Source organism: Aeromonas sp. TECH754 (assembly GCF_056279295.1).
This window is the reverse complement of sequence record NZ_JBWBRA010000001.1, coordinates 3405077-3426794: the sequence shown is the minus strand read 5'-3', so window position 1 is coordinate 3426794 and position 21718 is coordinate 3405077. Positions and strand designations below refer to the sequence as shown.

General features: G+C 63.7%; 19 protein-coding genes. 15 read left to right on the top strand and 4 right to left on the bottom strand.

Going from position 1 to position 21718, the window contains the following annotated elements; all coding sequences use genetic code 11:
- Window positions 1-4: 4 nt before the first annotated feature.
- Entirely contained in the window at window positions 5-904 is a 900-nt protein-coding gene (locus ACZ9IL_RS15550; protein ID WP_476004298.1) for a LysR family transcriptional regulator ArgP, read from the bottom strand.
- Window positions 905-1262: 358 nt separating this feature from the next.
- The gene (locus tag ACZ9IL_RS15545) at window positions 1263-1889 is read right to left on the bottom strand and encodes an acyl-homoserine-lactone synthase (protein ID WP_476004297.1); all 627 of its coding nucleotides are present in this window, start codon (window positions 1887-1889) and stop codon (window positions 1263-1265) included.
- A gap of 63 nt (window positions 1890-1952) precedes the next feature.
- On the opposite strand from ACZ9IL_RS15545, the gene ACZ9IL_RS15540 reads away from it, so the two are divergent.
- The 3 genes from ACZ9IL_RS15540 to ACZ9IL_RS15530 all read left to right on the top strand — a co-directional run bounded on the left by ACZ9IL_RS15540 (window position 1953) and on the right by ACZ9IL_RS15530 (window position 5774).
- Window positions 1953-2735, top strand: coding sequence for a LuxR family transcriptional regulator (locus ACZ9IL_RS15540; protein ID WP_476004296.1), 783 nt, complete (start codon window positions 1953-1955; stop codon window positions 2733-2735).
- A gap of 311 nt (window positions 2736-3046) precedes the next feature.
- On the top strand, window positions 3047-3667 hold the full coding sequence (lysE, locus tag ACZ9IL_RS15535; RefSeq protein ID WP_476004295.1) for an L-lysine exporter: 621 nt from the start codon (window positions 3047-3049) through the stop codon (window positions 3665-3667).
- A gap of 127 nt (window positions 3668-3794) precedes the next feature.
- Window positions 3795-5774 (top strand): bifunctional 2',3'-cyclic-nucleotide 2'-phosphodiesterase/3'-nucleotidase, encoded by a 1980-nt coding sequence (locus ACZ9IL_RS15530; protein ID WP_476004294.1) that lies wholly within the window; start codon window positions 3795-3797, stop codon window positions 5772-5774.
- 71 nt (window positions 5775-5845) lie between these two features.
- On the opposite strand, the gene lpxL is transcribed toward ACZ9IL_RS15530, so the two are convergent.
- On the bottom strand, window positions 5846-6769 hold the full coding sequence (lpxL, locus tag ACZ9IL_RS15525; protein ID WP_476004293.1) for an LpxL/LpxP family Kdo(2)-lipid IV(A) lauroyl/palmitoleoyl acyltransferase: 924 nt from the start codon (window positions 6767-6769) through the stop codon (window positions 5846-5848).
- A gap of 274 nt (window positions 6770-7043) precedes the next feature.
- Between lpxL and hldE the strand changes: the two genes are divergently transcribed.
- Window positions 7044-8471, top strand: a complete 1428-nt coding sequence (gene hldE, locus ACZ9IL_RS15520) for a bifunctional D-glycero-beta-D-manno-heptose-7-phosphate kinase/D-glycero-beta-D-manno-heptose 1-phosphate adenylyltransferase HldE (protein ID WP_476004292.1) — start codon at window positions 7044-7046, stop codon at window positions 8469-8471.
- Between the two features lie 183 nt (window positions 8472-8654).
- On the opposite strand, the gene tolC is transcribed toward hldE, so the two are convergent.
- Entirely contained in the window at window positions 8655-9980 is a 1326-nt protein-coding gene (tolC, locus tag ACZ9IL_RS15515; protein ID WP_476004291.1) for an outer membrane channel protein TolC, read from the bottom strand.
- Window positions 9981-10288: 308 nt separating this feature from the next.
- Here tolC and nudF point away from each other — a divergent pair, with 308 nt between their 5' ends.
- The 11 genes from nudF to parC all read left to right on the top strand — a co-directional run bounded on the left by nudF (window position 10289) and on the right by parC (window position 21668).
- A complete protein-coding gene (nudF, locus tag ACZ9IL_RS15510; protein ID WP_476004290.1) occupies window positions 10289-10930 on the top strand; it encodes an ADP-ribose diphosphatase in 642 nt (213 codons plus the stop codon).
- Window positions 10931-11031: 101 nt separating this feature from the next.
- Window positions 11032-11472 (top strand): DUF1249 domain-containing protein, encoded by a 441-nt coding sequence (locus ACZ9IL_RS15505; protein WP_476004289.1) that lies wholly within the window; start codon window positions 11032-11034, stop codon window positions 11470-11472.
- 26 nt (window positions 11473-11498) lie between these two features.
- Entirely contained in the window at window positions 11499-12317 is an 819-nt protein-coding gene (cpdA, locus tag ACZ9IL_RS15500; protein WP_476004288.1) for a 3',5'-cyclic-AMP phosphodiesterase, read from the top strand.
- A gap of 10 nt (window positions 12318-12327) precedes the next feature.
- Window positions 12328-12915 (top strand): YqiA/YcfP family alpha/beta fold hydrolase, encoded by a 588-nt coding sequence (locus tag ACZ9IL_RS15495; protein WP_476004287.1) that lies wholly within the window; start codon window positions 12328-12330, stop codon window positions 12913-12915.
- Between the two features lie 2 nt (window positions 12916-12917).
- On the top strand, window positions 12918-13541 hold the full coding sequence (locus ACZ9IL_RS15490; protein WP_476004286.1) for an NUDIX hydrolase: 624 nt from the start codon (window positions 12918-12920) through the stop codon (window positions 13539-13541).
- A 32-nt stretch (window positions 13542-13573) separates the two neighbouring features.
- Entirely contained in the window at window positions 13574-13975 is a 402-nt protein-coding gene (locus tag ACZ9IL_RS15485) for a GFA family protein (protein ID WP_476004285.1), read from the top strand.
- A 118-nt stretch (window positions 13976-14093) separates the two neighbouring features.
- On the top strand, window positions 14094-14315 hold the full coding sequence (locus ACZ9IL_RS15480; protein ID WP_476004284.1) for a DUF1656 domain-containing protein: 222 nt from the start codon (window positions 14094-14096) through the stop codon (window positions 14313-14315).
- A complete protein-coding gene (locus ACZ9IL_RS15475) occupies window positions 14308-15174 on the top strand; it encodes an efflux RND transporter periplasmic adaptor subunit (protein ID WP_476004283.1) in 867 nt (288 codons plus the stop codon). Before ACZ9IL_RS15480 ends, ACZ9IL_RS15475 begins: the two co-directional genes overlap by 8 nt.
- Window position 15175: 1 nt before the next feature.
- Window positions 15176-17191, top strand: coding sequence for an FUSC family protein (locus ACZ9IL_RS15470; protein WP_476004282.1), 2016 nt, complete (start codon window positions 15176-15178; stop codon window positions 17189-17191).
- A gap of 113 nt (window positions 17192-17304) precedes the next feature.
- Complete coding sequence (gene parE, locus ACZ9IL_RS15465) at window positions 17305-19200, top strand: DNA topoisomerase IV subunit B (protein WP_476004281.1); 1896 nt, start codon at window positions 17305-17307, stop codon at window positions 19198-19200.
- Window positions 19201-19376: 176 nt separating this feature from the next.
- The gene (gene parC, locus ACZ9IL_RS15460) at window positions 19377-21668 is read left to right on the top strand and encodes a DNA topoisomerase IV subunit A (protein WP_476004280.1); all 2292 of its coding nucleotides are present in this window, start codon (window positions 19377-19379) and stop codon (window positions 21666-21668) included.
- The last annotated feature ends 50 nt before the right edge of the window (window positions 21669-21718 follow it).

Genomic DNA, 21718 nt, shown 5'->3' with positions numbered 1-21718 from the left:
CTCCTCAGCGGGGTTGCAATGCCCGGCGACCTTGCTGGATCAGGCGCGCGGAGATCTGCTTGTGCAGCCCCCGCTCCAGCACCCAGCGGTGCCAGTAGAGGCGCTCGACCAGGTGATGGTCCGGGCACAGATCGAGCAGGCTCCCCTCTGCCAGCTGCTGGCGGATCTGCAGCTCGGGGATGAGGCAGCAGGCCAGCCCCTGCTCGGCCATGGCGACGAAGGCCTCGGACGAGCGCACCGTGTGGCAGGGATAGCCACCGGGCTCCAGCCCGAAGTGGCGGGCCACGAAGCTGACGTGCATGTCGTCGCGCTGATCGAAGGCCACCGCCGGTGCCTTGGCCAGCGCCGCCGCGGTGAGCCCGTGCGGGAAGTGGCGGGCGACGAAGGCGGGGCTGGCGGTGAGCATATAGTGCATCTCGCCGAGTTCGTCGACGCAGCAGCCGGCCAGCGGCTGGGGTTGCAGGCTGACGGCACCGAACGCTTGTCCCTCGCGCACCTTGTCGAGGGTGCGGCTCTCGTCGTCCACCAGCAGGTTCAGCTCGATGGGGTGCTGCTCCAGCAATGGGGCCAGGGCGGGCAGGAACCAGGTCGCCAGGCTGTCGGCGTTGATGGCGATGCTGACCCGCACCGGCGTCTGCGGTGCATCGGGGGAGAGCTCGCCGGCCAACTCCAGCTCCAGCTGGCGCACCTGGCGGTAGTGGGCCAGCAACTTCTGGCCGAGTTCGGTGGCCCGCAGCGGCTGGCTGCGAATGATCAGCGGCTCGGCAAATTGCTGCTCCAGCTGCTTGATGCGCTGGGAGATGGCGGACTGGGTGAGGTGCAGACGCTGGGCGGCCCGCTCGAAATTCTGCTCCTGCATCACCGCATCGAGCGCCAGCAGCAGCTTGTAGTCCAAGGCTTTCATCAGCATTCCTTATCAATTTGGTGATTCAAGAAAATATGCTACTGAATCCAGGGGCTGGCAACAAGGCAGGGCGGGGCACGGGGCGGCGTTGGCGGTCGGGGTGGCGGGGCCGGTCACTGTGATAAGTGACAGTAGTCCAAAATTGAGATTCATTAGATACTCACCCGGTCCGTTTTTACATGGGGTGGAAACGGGCCATAGCGAGAGTTTTAGTCCCGGGCAGCGTCCCGGGACTTTTTTATGGGGCGGACAGTGGCGCGGGTTGGCGGAGCCAACGCCAGTGAGGAGTGATCGCCTCGCCAGCCGATTGCTGGGGCTGGCCAGCGAGGGACGCGGCCTCGCTGGCACACGTCCGGGACTAGAGGATGGCGATCGCCGCGTCGGCTGGCGCGTAGTGCCCGCGCAGCGGCCGGTTGACGGCGCGCTCGAACCGCTCGTCCAGCAGGAAGCGGATGCCGACCCCGCGCACGGCCCCCAGATCCACCGCCTGGCGGTGGCCGAGCCGCTCGATGGGCAGGCCGAGGCGGCGGAAGATCCGCTCCACCGGCAGGCTGACCACGGCGACCAGCTCCCGGATCCCCTGCTCTCTGGCGAAGGCATGGATCTCGCGAAAGATGACGCAGGTCAGCTCGCTGATGCCGTTGTCGAGCTGGGGAGCCCGGCCGGCGTCGATGGCGAGGCGGGTCAGCTCCCACACATCGGCGCTGCGCGGCGCCAGTTCCCCCGCGAGGGCGCTGGGGAAGATGCTGGGCAACATGTAGTCCTGGGCGCAGCTGAGCAGCCGGATGCAGCCGCATAGGCCCTGCTCGTCCTCAATCAACACCCAGTGGGTGTCCGGCTTGTCGAAGCTGTCCCGTTCCAGACCCCGGTGGGATTCCACATCCCAGCCGAGTCGATCGGAAAAGACGCGCTTGCGAAAACGATAAAGCTCGTTTTCGACCTCCCATTTGGGGTGTTCTTTCAATTTTCCTTTGAAAACAAGCATTCATGTCTCTCCATTTCATGGTTCGGCGCTATAATCCAAGGCCTTGGCCAGGGGGGCTAGCCTATGACACGTGACCAACTGCTTGAGTATTTGGAACATTTCACGCTGATGACCGACGGGGAGCGGCTGGCCGAGTTGATCGGCCGCTTCTCTCTGGGGATGGGCTACGACTACTATCGTTTTGCGCTCATCCTGCCCATGTCGATGCAAAGGCCCAAGGTCGTGCTGTTCAATCAGTGCCCGGACTCCTGGGTGCAGGCCTACACGGTGAACAACATGCTGGCCTGCGATCCCATCATCCAGCTCGCCCGCAGGCAGACCCTGCCCATCTACTGGAATCAACTGGACGAAAAGGCGCGCTTCCTGCAAGAGGGCAGCATGGATGTGATGGGGCTGGCGGCGGAGTTCGGGCTGCGCAACGGCATCTCTTTCCCGCTGCACGGGGCGGCGGGGGAGAACGGCATACTGTCGTTTATCACCGCCGAGCGAGCCTCGAGCGATCTGCTGCTGGCGTCCTCGCCCATCCTCTCCTGGATGTCCAATTACATCTTCGAGGCCGCGATCCGCATCGTGCGACTCAGCCTGCAGGACGGCGAGCCGCAAGAGGCCCTGACCGATCGGGAAACCGAGTGCCTGTTCTGGGCCAGCGAGGGCAAGACCTCGAGCGAGATCGCCTGCATCCTCGGCATCACGGAGCGCACCGTGAACTACCACCTCAATCAGGTGACCCGCAAGACAGGTTCCATGAACCGCTATCAGGCCGTCGCCAAGGGGGTGAGCAGCGGCATTCTGGTCCCGAACCTGGAGCAGGTGGTGGTCACCAACTTCCCCAAGCTGTGGCAATGACGCTCGCCGATTGAGCAACAACGCGCGGCTGCCCGGCTCGCACCGACGCGCCGCATCGCCCGTGCGCTGGCAGGCCCCTGATATGATGCATTCGCAGGCCCTCCTTCCCGAGTTGACGTAATCACTCTACCGATTCTCGGGGTGCGACCCCGGCCTCACAATTGTCAGATCCTGCAATTGACAGTTCGCCACGGAGGAGCTTGGGGCGCTGGTTATCAGATTTTTGAATGTATAAGAAAATTAATGAATTTCTCTGATTACCTCTATGCCCCTTATAGTGCGCCCAGATAACTCACCTGGATGCTTTCCCCATGTTCGCGACTACCCTGCAAGGCTTCACCCTCGGCCTCGCCATGATCATTCCCATCGGTGCCCAGAATGCCTTCGTGCTGAGCCGGGGCATCCACAGAAACCACCACCTGCTGGCGGCCACGCTCTGCTGCCTGTGCGATCTGGTGCTGATCGGAATTGGGGTGTTCGGCGGGGCCAACCTGCTGGCGGCCAGCCCGATCGGGTTGGCGCTGCTGACCTGGGGGGGCGTGCTGTTTCTCGGCTGGTTCGGCATCCGTTCCCTGCGCAGCGCCTGGCGCGGGCAGGGGGCTGCGCTTGCGGATTCGCCCCAGCTGATGGGGGTCAAGAGCGTGCTGGCCATGACGCTCGGGGTGACCCTGCTCAATCCCCACGTCTATCTGGATACCCTGATGCTGCTCGGCTCCTTCGGCAGCCAGTTTACGGAGTCGCTGCGGCCGGCCTTCGCGGCGGGGGCGATGCTGGCATCCGTGGTGTGGTTCTACAGCCTGGCGTTCGGGGCGGCGGCGCTGTCGCCCTGGCTTGCGCGGGGCAGGGTGCAGCAAACCATTGATATGGTTGTGGGTATTGTCATGCTGGGGCTGGCGTTGCAGCTGGCGAGGGGGGCGATCATGGCCTCATAAGGCTATTTTTGTGCCGCGCTTCATAAAAATTAATGTCGGTGCCATCTGCTGACATATTCGTCTGTTAAATTCCCGTCGCTGGTAAAGCGTTACTCATAATAATAGGGAAAAGACAGTGAATAAAACTATGAAGCTAGGTGCTATTGCAACCATCGTGCTGTTGACTGCCTGCAGCAGCGACAACGACAGCAAGGCGCAGCCGGGGACCGTCTCCCTGCGCCTGATCCAGACCTCCGATATCCACTCCAACGTGCTGGGGTATGACTACTACCAGAACAAGGAGGATCGCAAGTTTGGCCTCTCCCGCACCGCGTTGCTGATCCGCGCGGCCCGCGCCGAAAACCCCAACAACCTGCTGCTCGACAACGGCGACCTGATCCAGGGCACGCCGCTGGCGGACTACATCTTCGAGCAATCCGGTTCCGGCTACCTCGAGAAGCAGGCTCACCCGGTGTTCAAGGCCATGAACGAGCTCGGCTATGATGCCGGCAACCTCGGCAACCACGAGTTCAACTACGGGCTGGAGTACCTCGGCAAGGTGCTGGCAGGCGCCAAGTTCCCCTATGTGAACGCCAACGTGTTCGAGGCCGGCGCCTTCAAGCGCGATGCCAAGGGACAGATCGACTGGAGCGGCAACAAGTTCACCCCCTACCTGCTGCTGGATCGCCAGGTGACGGATGACAAGGGCCAGACGCAGACCGTCAAGGTCGGCATCCTGGGGCTAACCCCGCCCCAGGTGCTGCAGTGGGACAAGCGCCACCTGGAAGGCAAGGTGGTGGTGGCCGACATGGTCGAGACCGCCAACCACTATGTGCCGGAGCTGCGCGCCAAGGGTGCCGATCTGGTAGTGGTGGTGGCCCACACCGGCATCAACGCCAACAGCTACGAAGCCATGATGGAGAACTCTGCCTGGCATCTGGCCAAGGTGAAAGGGGTCGACGCCCTGATGCTGGGCCATGCCCACAAGAACTTCCCGGGCGACTTCCCCGAGCTGCCCGAGGTGGACAACCAGGCCGGCACCCTGAGCGGCATCCCGACCGTGATGCCCGGCTATTGGGGCAACCACCTCGGCATCATCGATCTCAAGCTGGAACAGGTAGACGGCAAGTGGCAGGTGAAACAGAGCCAGGCCAGCCTGCGCAAAATAGATTCAAGCGAAGGCAGCGCCGTGGATCAGCAGGTCGTGGACCTGGTGCAGGCGGATCACGATGCCACCAACCTCTGGCTGGATGAGCCGCTCGGCAAGATCACTTCCCCCATCCACAGCTTCTTCGCCCTGGTGCAGGACGATCCCTCCGTCCAGCTGGTGAGCGATGCCCAGCGCAAGCACGCCGAGCAGTTGCAACAAGACGGCCTGCTCAAGGAGTCCTACCCGATCCTGTCGGTGGCGGCCCCCTTCCGCGGCGGTCGCAACGGCATCAATGACTTCACCTACGTGGCCCAGGGCAACATCTCCCTGCGCAACGTCTCCGACCTCTACATCTATCCGAACACCCTGCAGGTGGTCGAAGTGAACGGGGCCACCGTCAAGGAGTGGCTGGAGATGAGCGCGGGCCAGTTCAACCGGATCGACGCCGCCCAAAGCGGGGTGCAGTGGCTGGTGAACGAGAATTTCCCGACCTACAACTTCGATGTGATCGACGGGGTGAACTACGAGGTGGACATCACCCAGCCGGCCCGTTACAGCAAGGAAGGCGCCAAGGTCAGCGATGGCCAGCGCATCAGCGGTCTCACCTTCAACGGCCAGCCGGTGGATCCGGCCCAGAAGTTCTACGTGGTGACCAACAACTACCGCGCCAGCGGTGGCGGCCACTTCCCGGGCATCGACGGCAGCAACATCGTCCATGAAGATCCCTTCGAGACGCGTGAGATCATCGCCCAGTACCTGAAGTCCCAGTCTGCCGACAACCCGGCCGGCTTCAGCCCGGCGGCCAACAACAACTGGCACATGAAGGCGCTGCCTGCCGGCGTGGACGTGCGGCTCTACTCCTCCCCGAGTGCCGAGGCCAAGGCCCTGGCAGGGGACGATCTGGCCTACCAGTCCACCCTGCCGATGGATGATGCCAAGCATCCCGGCTACGCCATCTACCGCCTGGTCCGCAAGTAACCGGCAACCCCAGACAGATAAAACAAAGCCCTCGCATGCGAGGGCTTTTTCGTTTGGGCGCGGCGCCTGGGTCAGTAGTAACCCGCGTCGTCCGGGTTGGGACGGGTCTTGAAGCGGCGGTGCAGCCACATGTACTGCTCGGGGGCCTTGCGCACCGCGGCCTCTATCTCCCGGTTGGCGCGGCTGGCATCGACCTGATCGTCGCCGCTCGGGTAGTCTGCCAGCGGCGCCCCTATGTGCAGGGTGTAGCCGTTGGCGGTGCGGATGTTGTAGCAGGGCAGGGTGACGGTGTTCTTCACCCGCGCCAGGGTGGCGGTGCCGGTGATGGTGGCCGCCTGCTCGACCGCGAAGTAGGGCACGAACACGCTGGCGTGGGCGCCGTAGTCGTGATCCGGCGCGTACCAGAGCGCGTCGCCGTTGCGCAGCGCCTTGATCATCCCCTTCACGTCCATGCGGTCCACCAGGTACTTGTTGGAGGCGCAGCGACCGTGGTACTGGGCGTATTCCAGCACCGGATTGGTGTTGGGACGGTAGACGCCGACCCCGGGCCGCACCAGCCCGAAGCAGCGCGCATTGAGCTCCAGCGTCAGGAAATGGCAGGAGAGCAGCAGCATGCCCTGGCCCTGTCGGGCGGCGTGAACGACGTGCTCTTCCCCTTCCACCGTCATCAGGCGGCGCATCCGCCAATCCGGCCAGAACCAGGCCATGCCCACCTCGAAAATGGCGCAGCCCACGCTCTCGAAGTTCTGCACCAACAGGGCTTCGCGCTGATCGCGGCTGAGCTCGGGCATGGCCAGCTCCAGGTTGCGGCGGGCTATCTTGACGCGGGATTTCAGCAGCTTGCGGGCCAGGGTGCCGAGCTGGCGGCCGAGCCACATCTGGTTGCGCCAGGGCAGCAGCACCAGCAGCCAGAGCAGGCTGAGGCCGAGCCAGCTACCCCAGTAGCGGGGATGGAACAGACGGGGTTCGAGGCGTGGGGCATGTTCTTGGGCCATGAAGAGTCTCTTGTTCTCAATCGAAGATCAGCAGGGTCGGGGGCAAGGGGCAGGATGATACTCCACCCGCCATTGTGTCCGGCCGACTTGGCTCGTAATCGGGGGATTCTAGCCGAAAAGGGGGGGCGGGTGCGAATGGCCATCGCCTGGTCAGAGGGGTGAAGGGGGCGCAAGGGGTGGACAATGGCGGCCGTGGCCGTGCTTTTTTCACTCCCATCAAAAGAGTGTGATAAAATCCTGGGCTGAATTTTTCAGGTTTTGAGAGCCGATACAGATGAAGATCACCCTGCCCGAATTTGAAAAAGCCCGCGTTCTGGTCGTTGGCGATGTCATGTTGGATCGCTACTGGCATGGCCCCACCGGCCGCATCTCCCCCGAGGCACCGGTGCCCGTGGTCAAGGTTGAACACATCGAGGAGCGCCCGGGTGGCGCCGCCAACGTGGCCCTCAACTCGGCCGCACTCGGCGCCCATGCCGTGTTGCTGGGGCTGACCGGTCAGGATGAGGCCGCCGATGCGCTGGCCGGCCAGATGGCGGGGGTCAAGGTCGCCTGTGATTTCGTTCGTCTGACCGACTATCCGACCATCACCAAGCTGCGGGTGCTGTCCCGCAACCAGCAGTTGCTGCGCCTGGATTTCGAGGAAGCCTTCCACGACGTCGACGCCAGTCTGCTGATGGGCAAGGTCGAGCAGGCACTGCCCCAGGCCGACGTGATGATACTGTCCGACTATGGCAAGGGGGCCCTCAACGATGTGCCAGGCATGATCAAGCGCGCCCGCGCCGCCGGCATCCCGGTGCTGGTGGATCCCAAGGGCACCGAGTTCGAGAAGTATCGCGGCGCCACCCTGCTGACTCCCAATATGTCGGAGTTCGAGGCCGTGGTGGGCAAGGTGAAGAGCGAAGATGATCTGGTCGCCAAAGGGCTGGAACTGGTCAAGCGCTTCGAGCTGGACGCCCTGCTGGTGACCCGCTCCGAGAACGGCATGACCCTGATCCGCCAGGGCCAGCCCGAGCTGCACCTGCCAGCCCAGGCGCACGAGGTCTATGACGTGACCGGCGCCGGCGATACCGTCATCTCTACCCTGGCCACTTCGCTGGCCGCCGGCATGACGCTGGACGAGGCTTGCGCCCTGGCCAACACCGCCGCCGGCATCGTGGTCGGCAAGCTGGGGACCTCTACCGTCAGCCCGGTGGAGCTCGCCAACGCGCTCTACACCGAGCAGGAGACCGGCTTTGGCGTCATGTCCGAGGCGCAGCTCAAGGTCGCCGTGCGGGCGGCCCGCCTGCGGGGCGAGAAGGTGGTGATGACCAACGGCTGCTTCGATATCTTGCACGCCGGTCATGTCTCCTACCTCGCCAATGCCGGCAAGCTGGGAGATCGCCTGATCGTGGCGGTCAACACCGACGACTCGGTGCGTCGCCTGAAGGGACCGGGTCGTCCGGTCAACCCCACCGAGCGCCGCATGACGGTGCTGGCGGCGCTGGGCGCCGTGGACTGGGTGGTGCCGTTCGCCGAGGATACGCCGCAGCGGTTGATCGCCGAGATCCTGCCAGACCTGCTGGTCAAGGGCGGCGACTACAAGCCGGAAGATATCGCCGGCTATGCCGAGGTCACCGCCAACGGCGGCGAGGTGCGGGTGCTGAACTTCGAGGACGGCTGCTCCACCAGCGATATCATCAAGACCATCCGCGAGCGCGGATAAGCGGATACGCATGTCATAAGAAACCCGGCCCAGGCCGGGTTTCTTATGTCTGCGCGTGCCGGTGGCTGGAGGTGATACGGCGCAGCACCAGCCTGCGACAAATGAACCGGCCGTGGCGGGCAGCAAGCGCAGCTAACGAAAAGGCGACCCCAGGGTCGCCTTTTGTATGCCTTGACGCTGGGCTCAGGACTTATTGGTGACCTGGGCGGCGGGCTCCAGACCCTGGTTCACGTCTTCCAGATCCTTCTGCTCCAGCGTGCCGGCGGCCTGCTTGAGGGCGAGGATGCTGAGGATGTAGTTGTAGCGTGCCTCGGAGAGCTTCTGCTTGGCTTCGTACAGCTTGCGGGTCGAGTCCAGCACGTCGACTATGGTGCGGGTGCCGACTTCGTAACCGGCTTCGGTCGCCTTCAGGGCGCTGTCGGCGGAGATGACGGACTGGCTGTAGGCGCGTACCGAGCCGATGCTGGCGTTGACGTTGTTGTAGGAGGAACGCACCGTGCTCTGCACCGAGCGGAAGCTGCGCTCCAGCTGCTCGCTGGCGGCCACGTAGTTGAACTGTGCCTGCTTGACCTGGGAGGTGGTGGCACCACCGGTGTAGAGCGGCAGGTTGAAGTTCAGACCGACGTTACCCTGGCTGCTGTTGCTATCGGGGTTGCGGATCTCGTCCTTGTAATCGTTGTAACCGGCGGTGAGGCCGGCACCGAGATCCAGGGTCGGTTCATGGCCTGTCTTGGCCAGATCGATCTGCTCCTTGGCGATGTCCTTGCCGATGCGGGCGCTGTGCAGTTCCAGGTTCTTGTCCAGGGCCAGTTCCAGCCACTTGTCGGAGTTGAACGGGGTCTTCTGCGGGGCGAAGCGCTCGGTGTTGAGCACGTCCAGCTGGCGGTGATCGATACCGGTCAGCTCGCGCAGGCTCTCGTAGCTGTTGTCCAGGTTGTTCTCGGCATTGATCTCGTCTGCCAGCGCCTGATCGCGCTCGGCCTCGGCTTCATGCACGTCGGTGATGGCGGTCAGGCCGACCTCGAAACGCTGCTGGGTCTGTTCCAGCTGACGCTCAACGGCAACCTTGTTGGCGCGCACGAATTCCAGGGTATCCATCGCCTTGAGCACGTTGAAATAGGCCTGGGAAGTACGCAGCATCAGGTTCTGGATTTCGAGGTTGTAGCCAACGTCGGACTGGGTGGCACTCTTCTCGGTCAGGTCCAGGTTGACCCAGTTGCTGCGACGATAGACGGACTGATCCAGGGTGACGGAGCCGGAGGCGCCGCTGTTGGTCTGGGTATCGTTGTTGTTCTGCAGATAGTTCAGGCCGGCACCCAGGTTGATCTGTGGCAGCAGGGCGGCGCGTGATTCGTTGATCTTCTCGAAGGCCTGGTCCCGTCTCGCCTTGGACTCCAGCAGCTGGGTGTCCTTGATCTGGGCCTGTTGGTAAATCTCGAGCAGGTTTTCGGCATGAGCACCAGTGCTCACACCCAGCATCACCATGACTGACAAGAGTGTTCTTTTCATATGATAGTTTTAACCTTATATATCAACCCAAAGCTGTCCGCTGGCTGAAGGGGGGGGATTGTCACCGACCGAGCTTGATTTCAGCTTAACCACTCTACTATAAGCAGAATTTAATGCGAACTGTCTCTTTTCCAGTAACGGGAACGTCAAGGAACAGGGGCGTTTTTCTCGGCAACGCGCCTAGCCAAATGTCCTGTGGCTGCTAAAATCCATCCCTCATCGTCGGCGAGAACGAGTGAATGAATGTTCATTCATGTTCCCGAATATTATGGTCAAACCTAGCCAAGTCAAGCCGGCAGGAGCGTCGTATGTCACAGCAAGCCTTGCCTCAAACCAGTCACTATTCCGGTGACGATGTGAAAATTATCGATAAATCATCTGGATACAACGGTTTCTTCAAGATCAATGTCTACCGTCTGCAGCACAGGTTATTTGCCGGTGGCTGGAATGAGCCCATAGTGCGCGAGCTGTTCGAGCGGGGCCACGCCGGTGCCTTGCTGCCTTATGATCCGGTGCGCGACCAGATAGTGCTGGTGGAGCAGTTCCGGATCGGCGCCATGGAGACCAGCCCCACTCCCTGGCTGCTGGAGCTGGTGGCCGGCATCATAGACGAGGGTGAGACTGCCGAAGCCGTGGTGCGCCGCGAGGCAGTGGAAGAGGCCGGCCTCGAAGTGGGCCGCTGCGAACACGCCATCAGCTATCTGGTGAGCCCGGGTGGCAGCACCGAGCGGATCGAGGTCTATGTGGGGGAAGTCGACGCCAGCAAGGCCGCCGGGATCCACGGTCTGGCGGAGGAGGGGGAAGACATCCGGGTGCACGTGGTGAGCCGCGAGCAGGCTTATGCCTGGCTGAAAGAGGGGCGCATCGACAACGCGGCGTCCGTCATCGCGTTGCAGTGGCTGGCGCTCAACCACGGCGAGCTGCGTGCCCGCTGGCTGGCGGATCGTTAAGATGCCGGTATTATCCGCCAGGCACCGGGTTCCGGATCTGGAGATCTTGCAGCAGATCTGCGGGGTCGGTTTGCATGATCCTTGGTTGATGGAGGTCTGAGATGTCAGTACTACTGGCCAAGCGCCACGTCCCGGATCTGAAGATCTTGCAGCGAACCTGCGAGGTCAACTACATGGCGCTGATGAAGCTGCTGCCCCCCGGTGGCAGCGTGGGGGCCGAGCGCCGCTATCAGGTCGGCAACGGCCTGCAGTTCCAGCTCTGCGTCAGCGAGGAGAGCCGCTTCACCAGCCAGGTGATCCTGGCCCAGCACAATCCCGAGTTGCCGAGCTACTTGCAGGCTCGTATCGAGATTCGTTTGTATCACGACGTGCGGATGGCGGAAGTGTGTGCGGCGCAACAGATTTCGATGTTGCAACCACGTTATGATTATCCCAATAAAAAAATGCATCACAGGGATGAAAAAGAGCAGGTAAATCTGTTTCTGGCCGACTGGCTAAAATTTTGTCTCAAACACGGCACCAGCCTGATTAACATCCTCTAGTCGAACCCATAAAAAGAAGCGTGATTTTGGAAACAGAGCTACCCCAGGCGCAGGACGGCAGTGTGCGCCTGTTACAAATTACCGATACCCATCTCTTCGCCAGCGCCGAGGGGCGGTTGCTGGCCGTGCGCACCGCCGAGAGTCTGGCCGCCGTGCTGGCGCAGGTGCAGGCGAACGAGCATCCGTTCGATCTGATCCTGGCGACAGGGGATCTCTCCCAGGATCACAGCCCGGAATCCTACCAGCGTTTCGCCTCCATGATGGCGACCCTGGCGCGCCCCATCTACTGGCTGCCCGGCAACCACGACGACGCCCCGTTGATGACCGAATATCTGCATGCCGCCGGCATCAGCGAGGCCAAGCAGCTGGTGGGGGATCACTGGCAGGTGATCCTGCTTGACACCCAGGTGCGCGGCAAGCCCCACGGCCTGCTCGGGGATCACCAGCTGGCGGCGCTGGACAGTGCACTGCGCCAGCATCCCGAGCGGCACGCCCTCATCGCCCTGCACCATCAGGCGGTGCCGGTGGGTTGCGCCTGGCTGGATCAGCACAATCTGAAGAATGCCGACGACCTGTTCGCCGTGCTGGCCCGTCACCCGCAGCAGAAGACCATCCTGTTTGGTCACGTGCATCAGGAGTTTGACGAGGTGCATCAGGGGGTGCGGCTGATCGCGAGCCCTTCCACCTGCATCCAGTTCAAGCCGCTGAGCGATGGTTTCGCGCTGGACGAATCCGGCCCGGGCTGGCGCTACCTGACCCTGCACCCGGATGGCCGGATCGCGAGCCAGGTGTGGCGGCTGCCGGTGGGGCAGTTCGTGCCCGACCCCGATGCCACCGGCTATTGAGAGGGCCGCCATGAGCTCAGTGCTGCTTTATCTACACGGTTTCAACTCCTCGCCGGGATCCGCCAAGGCACAACAGATGGCGGCCTGGGTGGTGGAGCACAGGCCCGATATCGAGGTCATGATCCCGGCCCAGCCCAATACCCCGGCGGCGGCCTGGGCGGCCATCGAGCAGTGCATCAAGGAGGCCAAGGCCCGCCATGGCGCGAGCCTCCGACTCGGCGCCGTGGGCAGCTCCCTCGGCGGTTTTATGGCGACGCGAGTGAGCGAGCAGTACAACTGCCGTGCGGCACTGATCAATCCGGCGGTGCGCCCCCACGAACTGTTGCAAGACTATCTCGGCCCCCAGCGCAATCCCTATACCGATGAGCACTACGAGCTGCTGCCTGAACATATAGACGAGCTGCGATCGCTGGCGGTGCCGGTGACGGCCCCGGAGCGGCTCTGGATCCTGCAACAGCAGGAGGACGAGGTGCTCGACTATCGCAAGGCGCTGGCCGAATACCGCTTCGCGCGCCTCTCGCTGGAGTGTGGCGGCAACCACGCCTTCGTGGCGTTCGAACGCTACCCCGCCCAGATCGTCCGTTTCCTCGGGATCTAGCCATGACACCGCCACTGGCCGCGTTTCTGGAACAGGTGCTGGCCACGGCCCAGGCCGGGCTCACCTACTCCAAAGATCCCTTCGACATCGGCCGCTTCGAGGCGCTGCGGGATGCCACCGTTGCCCTGATCGCCAGCCAGAGCGAGCTGGACCCCAAGGCCATCGCTGACTGGATAGCGCTCGACAGCGGCTATCCCACCCCCAAGCTGGATGTGCGGGCGCTGATCCTGGACGACGCGGGTCGGCTGCTGCTGGTACAGGAGCGCAGCGACGGGCTCTGGACCCTGCCGGGAGGCTGGTGCGACATAGGCGATTCGCCCGCGGGGGCCGTGGTGCGGGAGGTGGTCGAGGAGACCGGCCTCGAGTGCCGCGCCGTCCGGCTGCTGGCCCTGTTCGACAAGCACAAGCATCCCCATCCGCCCCAGCTGCCCCACGCCCACAAGGCCTTCTTCCTGTGCGAGGCGACGGGGGGCGAGTTGCTCATCGAGACCGACGAGACCCGGGGCGCCGGCTACTTCCCCATCGACCAGCTGCCTGCGCTCTCCCTGCACCGGGTGGTGGCATCCCAGTTGCGCACCCTGCATGCCCATGTGCAGCAGGGGCGGTGCGAGACCCTGTTCGACTGATCTGGGAGCCCATCCCGTGGCAAGGAGGCCATATGATCAAACGCATCGGCAATACCCCCATTCAAGAGAGACACAGAGCCAGCTGTCATTGCGGCGCTGTGGTGCTGGAACTCAGCCTGCCGGATGGCGTGGTGGATCCCCGCCGCTGCGACTGCTCCCTCTGCCGGCGACGTGGCGCCATCGTCGCCTCGGTGCCGTTCTCCGGCATCCGCATCCTGCAGGGAGAGGCAGTGCTGCGCTGCTACCAGTTCAACACCCGCACCGCGAAACATTACTTCTGCGGTGTCTGCGGCATCTACACCCATCATCAGCGCCGCTCCAACCCGGCCGAGTACGGCTACAACCTCGCCTGTCTCGAAGGGGTCAATCCGTTCGATCTCGGCGAGGTGCCGCTGCGGGACGGGATCAACCACCCGGCGGACAGGACAGCCTGAGCGAGCGGGTGTCATCTGCTTCTGTGGCACGTCCCATGGCTGTGTTAACCTTGGCAAGCCTGCTCTCTGGCAGGTTATCGCCGATTTTTGGTCTTCCTCTACCCTAGGGAGCACGCCATTGCCGACCCCTTCAGTGCTACCGGATCTGATCCTGGGCGCCTCGCTCTACTTTCCGCCGCTGTTCAAGGCCGTGCTGCTCGGCCTGCTGGGCTGGTTGCCGGTGCATCACTTGCTGCGTGACTGGCTCTACGGCGGGGAGGTGTGGCACCCCCTGCTGATGGATCTCTCCCTCTTCATCCTCGCCGTCAGCGGCGCCTTATGGATTCTGCTCCATGGCTAAATCATTCCTCGCGACCCTCAAATACTTTTCCACCCTGCTGGTGTGCGCCCTGGCGCTGGCGGCGGCCTGGTGGCTGTGGAACTACTACATGCAGGGGCCCTGGACCCGGGATGGCAAGGTGCGCGCCGAGCTGGTCAGCATCACCCCCGAGGTGTCGGGCAAGATAGTGGCCATCCCGGTGCGGGACAACCAACTGGTGAAGACGGGAGAGGTGCTGTTCAACCTGGATCCCGAGCCTTACCGGATCGCCCTGGACAACGCCAATGCGACCCTCGCCAAGGCCAGATCGGATCTGGACAAGGCCGAGCACGAGGCGAGCCGTCGTCAGAACCTCTCCCGCACCGTCATCTCCGCCGAGGCCGTCGACGAGGCGCGTCTCAATGCCCAGGCGATGAAGGCGGCCTATCAGGTGGCCGAGGCCAACCTGGAGCAGGCCAAATGGTCCCTCACCAAGACGACGATCAAGGCGGCGGGGGATGGCTACATCACCAACCTGCAGGCCAGGGTCGGCAACTACGCCAGCGCCGGGGTGCCGCTGGTGGCGCTGGTGGATATCCACTCCTTCTATGTGCAGGGCTATTTCGAGGAGACCAAGCTCAGGCACATCCAGCCGGGCAAACCGGCGCGCATGGTGCTCTACAGCTCCGAGCTGGAGCTCAAGGGCGAGGTGGAGAGTGTGGGGCGCGCCATTCACGATCAGAGCCTGGAGGGCAGCGACAGCCTGCTGCTCGACGTCAAGCCGAACGTGCCCTGGGTGCGACTGGCCCAGCGGGTGCCGGTGCGGATCCGGCTGCTGGAGGTGCCGCAGGGGCTCGCCCTGATCGCGGGCACCACCTGTACCATCACCCTGGGGGAGTGAGATGAGGGTGTCGCTCTGGCGCCGCACCCCCTGGGGGCAGGCCAGCACGGGCCAGTGGCGCTATGCCTTGCGCAATGGGCTGGCCATGTGCCTGGCACTCTGGCTGGCGTTCGTGTTGCAGCTGGATTCCCCTTACTGGGCCATGACCTCCGCCGCCGTGGTGAGCTTTCCCACCGTCGGCGGCGTCATCAGCAAGAGCCTGGGGCGGGTGTTGGGCAGCCTCATCGGCGCCCTGGCGGCGGTGGTGATCGCGGGGCTGGGGCTCAGCGATCCCTGGCTGTTCAGCATCCTCATCGCGCTCTGGCTCGGGTTTTGTACCTACGCCTCCAACCACTATCAGAACAACGTCTCCTACGCCTTCGCCCTGGCGGGCTACACGGCGGCCATCATCGCCTTCGGCTGCGTCAACCTGGACGATCCCCGCCACATCTTCGACATCGCCCAGGCCCGGGTCAGCGAGGTGATCACCGGCATTCTCTGTGGCGCCTTCATGATGATGCTGCTGCCGAGCACGGGGGACGGCGAGACCCTGATAGGCTCGTTGCGTCAGAGCCAGGCCCGCCTGCTGGACCATGCCCAACTGCTCTGGCAGCAGCAGGCCGGCGCCGAGGTTCGCCACGCCCATCAGGGGATCATCAGCCAGATCCTCACCATGAACGTGTTGCGGATCCAGGCGATGTGGAGCCATCACAGGTTCAGGCGCCACAACCGGCTGTTCAACTTTTTGCTCCATCGCCAGCTGCGCATGACCGGCCTCATCTCCGGGGTACGCCGTCTGCTGCACAACTGGGAGTCACCGCCGCCGGAGCTGGACAGCCTGCTCGCGGCGCTGCCCAAGGCCCTCGCCGAACCCGGCTGCGACAAGCTGCGCATCGCCCGCCTGCTGGCACCGCTGGCCCGCTCGGGGGATTACCGCGCTCGCACCTTCTGGCAGCGGCTGCGCCAGTTCTGTTGGTGCTATCTGGAGGCCCAGCGCTGGCTGGATCGGTTGGCGGGGGCACAGCAGGAGGATCTCCCGCTGCGCTGGCCGGCCCCCCCCAGGCTGAGATCCCTCGCCATGCACACCGACAGCTATGAGGCGGCCTACAACGGCGGGCGCACCGCGCTGTGCGTGCTGCTTGGCTGCATCTTCTGGTTCCAGACCCAGTGGAGCTCCGGCAGCTCGGCGCTGACCCTGCTCTCCATCAGCTGCGTGCTCTACTCGGCGGTGCCCGCACCGCTCAAGAGCGTGACCACCATGCTGCAGGCCATAGTGCTGCTCAGCCTCGGCTGCTTCCTGGTCAAGTTCGGCCTGATGATCCGCCTGGAGGCGCTCTGGCCCTTCCTCATCCTGCTGTTGCCGACCCTGCTGACCATGCAGCTATTCAAGCAGCAGCGACCGGCGTCGGCGGCCCTGTGGGGGCAGCTCATCGTGCTGCTCGGCTCCTTTCTCGCCATCACCAACCCGCCGAGCTACGACTACCAGGACTACATCAACGGCAGCCTCGGCCAGATGCTGGGGGTGATGGTGGCCGGGCTGGGGTTCCAGATCCTCAGACCCAGCTCGGACAGGCGCAAGAGCCGCCGCCTGATCCGTCGCCTGCGGCGGGACTTCATGGATCAGCTGATGCCCTCCCCACGCCAGAGCGAGCACGAGTTCGAGTCCAGGGTCTACCACGCGGTCAGCCAGCTCAGTCAGGGCAAGGATCAACTGGCCCGGCTCTGGGTGTTGCGCTGGGGCGTAGTGCTGCTCAACTGCAGCCACATCGCCTGGCAGCTGCGCCAGTGGCGGGGCAAGGATCCGGCGCTCTATCTGGTGCGGGATGGCTGCCTCCGCTGCCTGAAGGGGATCCTCACCGAGCGGGGCGTGCAACATGACTCCCTCGACCTCACCCTGGCCGAACTCAGGCGCATCGAGCAGGGGCTGGCCTTGCACCGGGAGCCAGCCGCGCGGGAGCTGGCGGGTCAGGTATGGCGACTCGAAAGCGCCCTCTCCCAGCTGTTGCAGGCCCTGCCGGAGACATCCGACGCCCCCTGAACCCGGGGCGCACCCTGCCACCCCCTCTGGATCACCCTTTGTGGCCGCCGTATTTGTCGCAATCCCTCCCAAGGGTTAAGATTCCCCCCAAACGTCAATTCGCAAGGCCCTCCATGTCCACTCAATACAATGCGGATGCCATTGAGGTCCTCAATGGCCTCGAACCGGTGCGTCGCCGCCCCGGCATGTACACCGACACCACCCGGCCCAATCACCTCGGCCAGGAGGTCATCGACAACAGCGTCGACGAGGCGCTGGCGGGCCATGCCCGTACCCTGGAGGTGACCCTGTATGAAGATCAGTCCCTCGAGGTTGTCGATGACGGCCGTGGCATGCCGGTCGACATTCACCCGGAAGAGGGGGTCTCCGGCGTGGAGCTGATCCTCTGCAAGCTGCACGCGGGGGGCAAGTTCTCCAACAAGAACTACCAGTTCTCCGGCGGTCTGCACGGGGTGGGCATCTCCGTGGTGAACGCCCTGTCCGATCGGGTCGAGGTGACGGTGCGCCGGGACGGTCAGGTCTATGACATCGCCTTCGAGCGTGGCGACAAGGTGCAGGAGCTGACCATCAGCGGCACCTGCGGCCGTCGCAACACCGGCACCCGGGTGCGCTTCTGGCCCCAGGCGAGCTACTTCGACTCCCCCCGCTTCTCGGTCTCCAAGCTCGAGCACCTGCTCAAAGCCAAGGCCGTGCTCTGCCCCGGCCTCACCATCAAGTTCCTCGACAAGAACACCGGCATCAAGCTGGAGTGGTGCTACGAGGATGGCCTCAAGGATTACCTCATCGATGCGGTCAAGCAGTTCACCTGTCTGCCGGAGCAGCCCTTCGTCGGCGCCTTCAGCACCGAGCAATCGGCGGTGGACTGGGCCCTGTGCTGGTTGCCGGAGGGGGGCGAGTGCCTCGCCGAATCCTATGTGAACCTGATCCCCACTGCGCTGGGCGGCACCCACGTCAACGGCCTGCGTCAGGGCCTGCTGGACGCCATGCGCGAGTTCTGCGAGTTCCGCAACCTGCTGCCGCGGGGGGTCAAACTCACCCCGGAAGACATCTGGGATCGCTGCGCCTACATCCTCTCGGTCAAGATGCAGGATCCCCAGTTTGCCGGTCAGACCAAGGAGCGGCTGTCGTCCCGCCAGAGCTCGGCCTTCGTCTCCGGGGTGGTGAAGGATGCCTTCAGCCTCTACCTGAACAGCAACACCGAGCTGGCGGAGCAGATCGCCGAGATCTGCATCAGCAGCGCCCAGCGCCGGATGCGCGCCGCCAAGACGGTGGTGCGCAAGAAGATAACCCAAGGCCCGGCCCTGCCCGGCAAGCTCACCGACTGCAACTGCGCCGACCCCATGCAAGGCGAATTGTTCCTGGTGGAGGGTGACTCCGCGGGCGGCAGCGCCAAGCAGGCGCGGGACCGTGAATTCCAGGCCATCATGCCCCTGCGCGGCAAGATCCTGAACACCTGGGAGGTGGAGGCCGGCCAGGTGCTCGCGTCGCAAGAAGTGCACGACATCTCGGTGGCCATCGGCCTGGATCCGGACTCCGAGGATCTCTCCGGCCTGCGCTACGGCAAGGTATGTATACTCGCGGACGCTGACTCGGACGGTCTGCACATCGCCACCCTGCTGTGCGCACTCTTTGTTAAGCATTTCCGCACCCTGGTCAACAAGGGCCACGTCTATGTGGCCATGCCGCCGCTCTACCGGATCGACATCGGCAAGGAGGTGTTCTATGCCCTCGACGAGGACGAGAAGAACGGCGTGCTGCAACGGGTCGAGGCCGAGAAGAAGAAAGGCAAGGTGATGGTGACCCGATTCAAGGGGTTGGGTGAGATGAACCCGAAACAGTTGCGGGAAACCACCATGGATCCCAACACTCGCCGCCTGGTGCAGCTCACCATGGGCGAGATGGAGGAGGGGGACGAGACTCTGCAGCTGATGGACATGCTGCTGGCCAAGAAGCGTGCCCCGGATCGCCGCGAATGGCTGGAAGAGAAGGGCAACCTGGCGATCATCTAGCTGCGTTCATCATAAGAGCGTTGTAAGCCCCCCGTCTCCCTTGCGAAGGGGGAGGCGTGAAGGGGGTCTTGCCACCCTCATGACGCCAGCACCAAGCCATCGACTGACCCGGGCGGGTCAGCAAGTATCAGCCGGAGTCGCCCGCGGGCGGCTCCCGAACCGGAAGAGAATTTCACATGAGTGATGCTATCGAGCTCAGTCTGGACGGGGTAGAGCGCCAGCCCATGCGCGCCTTCACCGAGCAGGCTTACTTGAACTACTCCATGTACGTCATCATGGATCGGGCCTTGCCCCACATCGGCGACGGCCTCAAGCCCGTGCAGCGGCGCATCATCTACGCCATGAGCGAGCTGGGGCTGTCTGCGCTCTCCAAGCACAAGAAGTCCGCCCGTACCGTGGGTGACGTGCTGGGTAAGTACCATCCCCACGGCGACAGCGCCTGCTACGAGGCCATGGTGCTGATGGCCCAGCCCTTCTCCTACCGCTACCCGCTGGTGGATGGTCAGGGCAACTGGGGGGCGCCGGACGATCCCAAATCCTTCGCCGCCATGCGTTATACCGAGGCGCGGCTGTCGCGCTTCTCCGAGCTGCTGCTGTCTGAGCTCGGCCAGGGCACGGTGGAGTGGACGCCGAACTTCGACGGCACCATGAAAGAGCCCGTGGTGCTGCCGGCTCGCCTGCCGCACATCTTGCTCAACGGCATCACCGGCATCGCCGTGGGCATGGCGACGGATATCCCGCCCCACAACGCGCGGGAAGTGGCTTATGCTTGCGCCGAGCTGCTGGACAACCCGAACGTGGGTCTGGATGTGCTGATGCAGCATATTCAGGGACCGGACTACCCGACCAACGCCGAGATCATCACCCCCCGCGACGACATCCGCAAAATTTACGAGACCGGCAAGGGCTCCATCAAGCAGCGGGCGGTGTGGAGCGAGGAGGATGGCGACATCGTCATCACGGCGCTGCCCCATCAGGCCTCGGGCGCCAAGATCATGGAGCAGATCGCCGCCCAGATGGTGGCCAAGAAATTGCCCATGGTCACCGATCTGCGGGACGAGTCGGATCACGAGAACCCGACCCGATTGGTGATCATCCCCCGCTCCAACCGGGTGGACGTGGAGGGGCTGATGGCCCACCTGTTCGCCACCACGGATCTGGAAAAGAACTACAGGGTCAACCTCAACATCCTGGGGCTGGACAACCGCCCCCAGGTGAAGACCCTCAAGATGATCCTCTCGGAGTGGATCACCTTCCGCCGCGAGACGGTGCGTCGCCGCCTGCAATATCGCCTCGACAAGGTGCTGGCTCGCCTGCACATCCTCGAAGGCTTGCTGGTCGCCTACCTCAACATCGACGAGGTGATCGAGATCATCCGCACCGAGGATGAGCCGGGCAAGGTGATGGTGGAGCGCTTCAACATCAGCGAGACCCAGGCCGAGGCGATCCTCGAGCTCAAACTGCGCCACTTGGCCAAACTCGAAGAGTTCAAGCTGCGTGCCGAGCAGGACGAGCTGGCCATCGAACGTGACAAGCTGGAACTGCTGCTGGGCTCCGAGCGTCGCCTCAACACCCTGCTCAAGAAAGAGCTGCTGGCGGATGCCGAGAAGTACGGCGACGATCGCCGCACCCCGCTGGTGGAGCGCGCCACCGCGGTGGCGCTCACCGAGAAGGAGCTCACCCCGAGCGAGCCGGTCACCGTCATCCTGTCTGACAAGGGCTGGGTGCGCGCCGCCAAGGGCCACGACGTGGACGTGGAAGGCCTCTCCTACAAGGCGGGGGACAGTTATCTCACCCACGCCTGCGGCCGCAGCAACCAGCAGGCGGTGTTCCTCTCCACCCTGGGACGCACCTATGCGCTGGAGGCTCACACCCTGCCATCGGCCCGCAGTCAGGGCGAGCCGCTCACCGGCCGCTTCGCACTGGGGCCGGGGGAAGAGGTGCGCCATCTGGTGATGGGCAATGAGGGCGAGCCTTACCTCATCTGCTCCGACGCCGGTTATGGCTTCGTCTGCAACTACGACGACCTGATCGGCAAGAACAAGAACGGCAAGGCGCTGCTCACCGTGCCGGAAGGGGGCCAGGTGATGGCGCCCCAGAAGATTGGCTCGCCCGAGAGCGATCTCTGCATGGCCATCTCCAACGAGGGCCGCATGCTGCTGTTCCCGCTCAGCACCCTGCCGGTGCTTGGCAAGGGCAAGGGCAACAAGCTCATCAGCATACCGTCTGCGCGCGTCAAGGCACGGGAGGAGTTTATGGTGATGGCCGCCATCATACCCCAGGGCCAGTGCGTGACCCTGTTCGCCGGCAAGCGCAAGCTGACTCTCAAGCCCTCGGATCTCGACTACTACCGTGGCGAGCGCGGCCGCCGTGGTGCCAAGCTGCCCCGCGGATTGCAGCGGGTGGACAGGATAGAGATCGAACCCGCCGTTGGTGAGCCGGCAGTGGGGGAAAATCAGGAAGGGTAATTAATAGAGGGGAGCGAAAGCTCCCTTTTAATTAAAACAGTAAAGAAAAT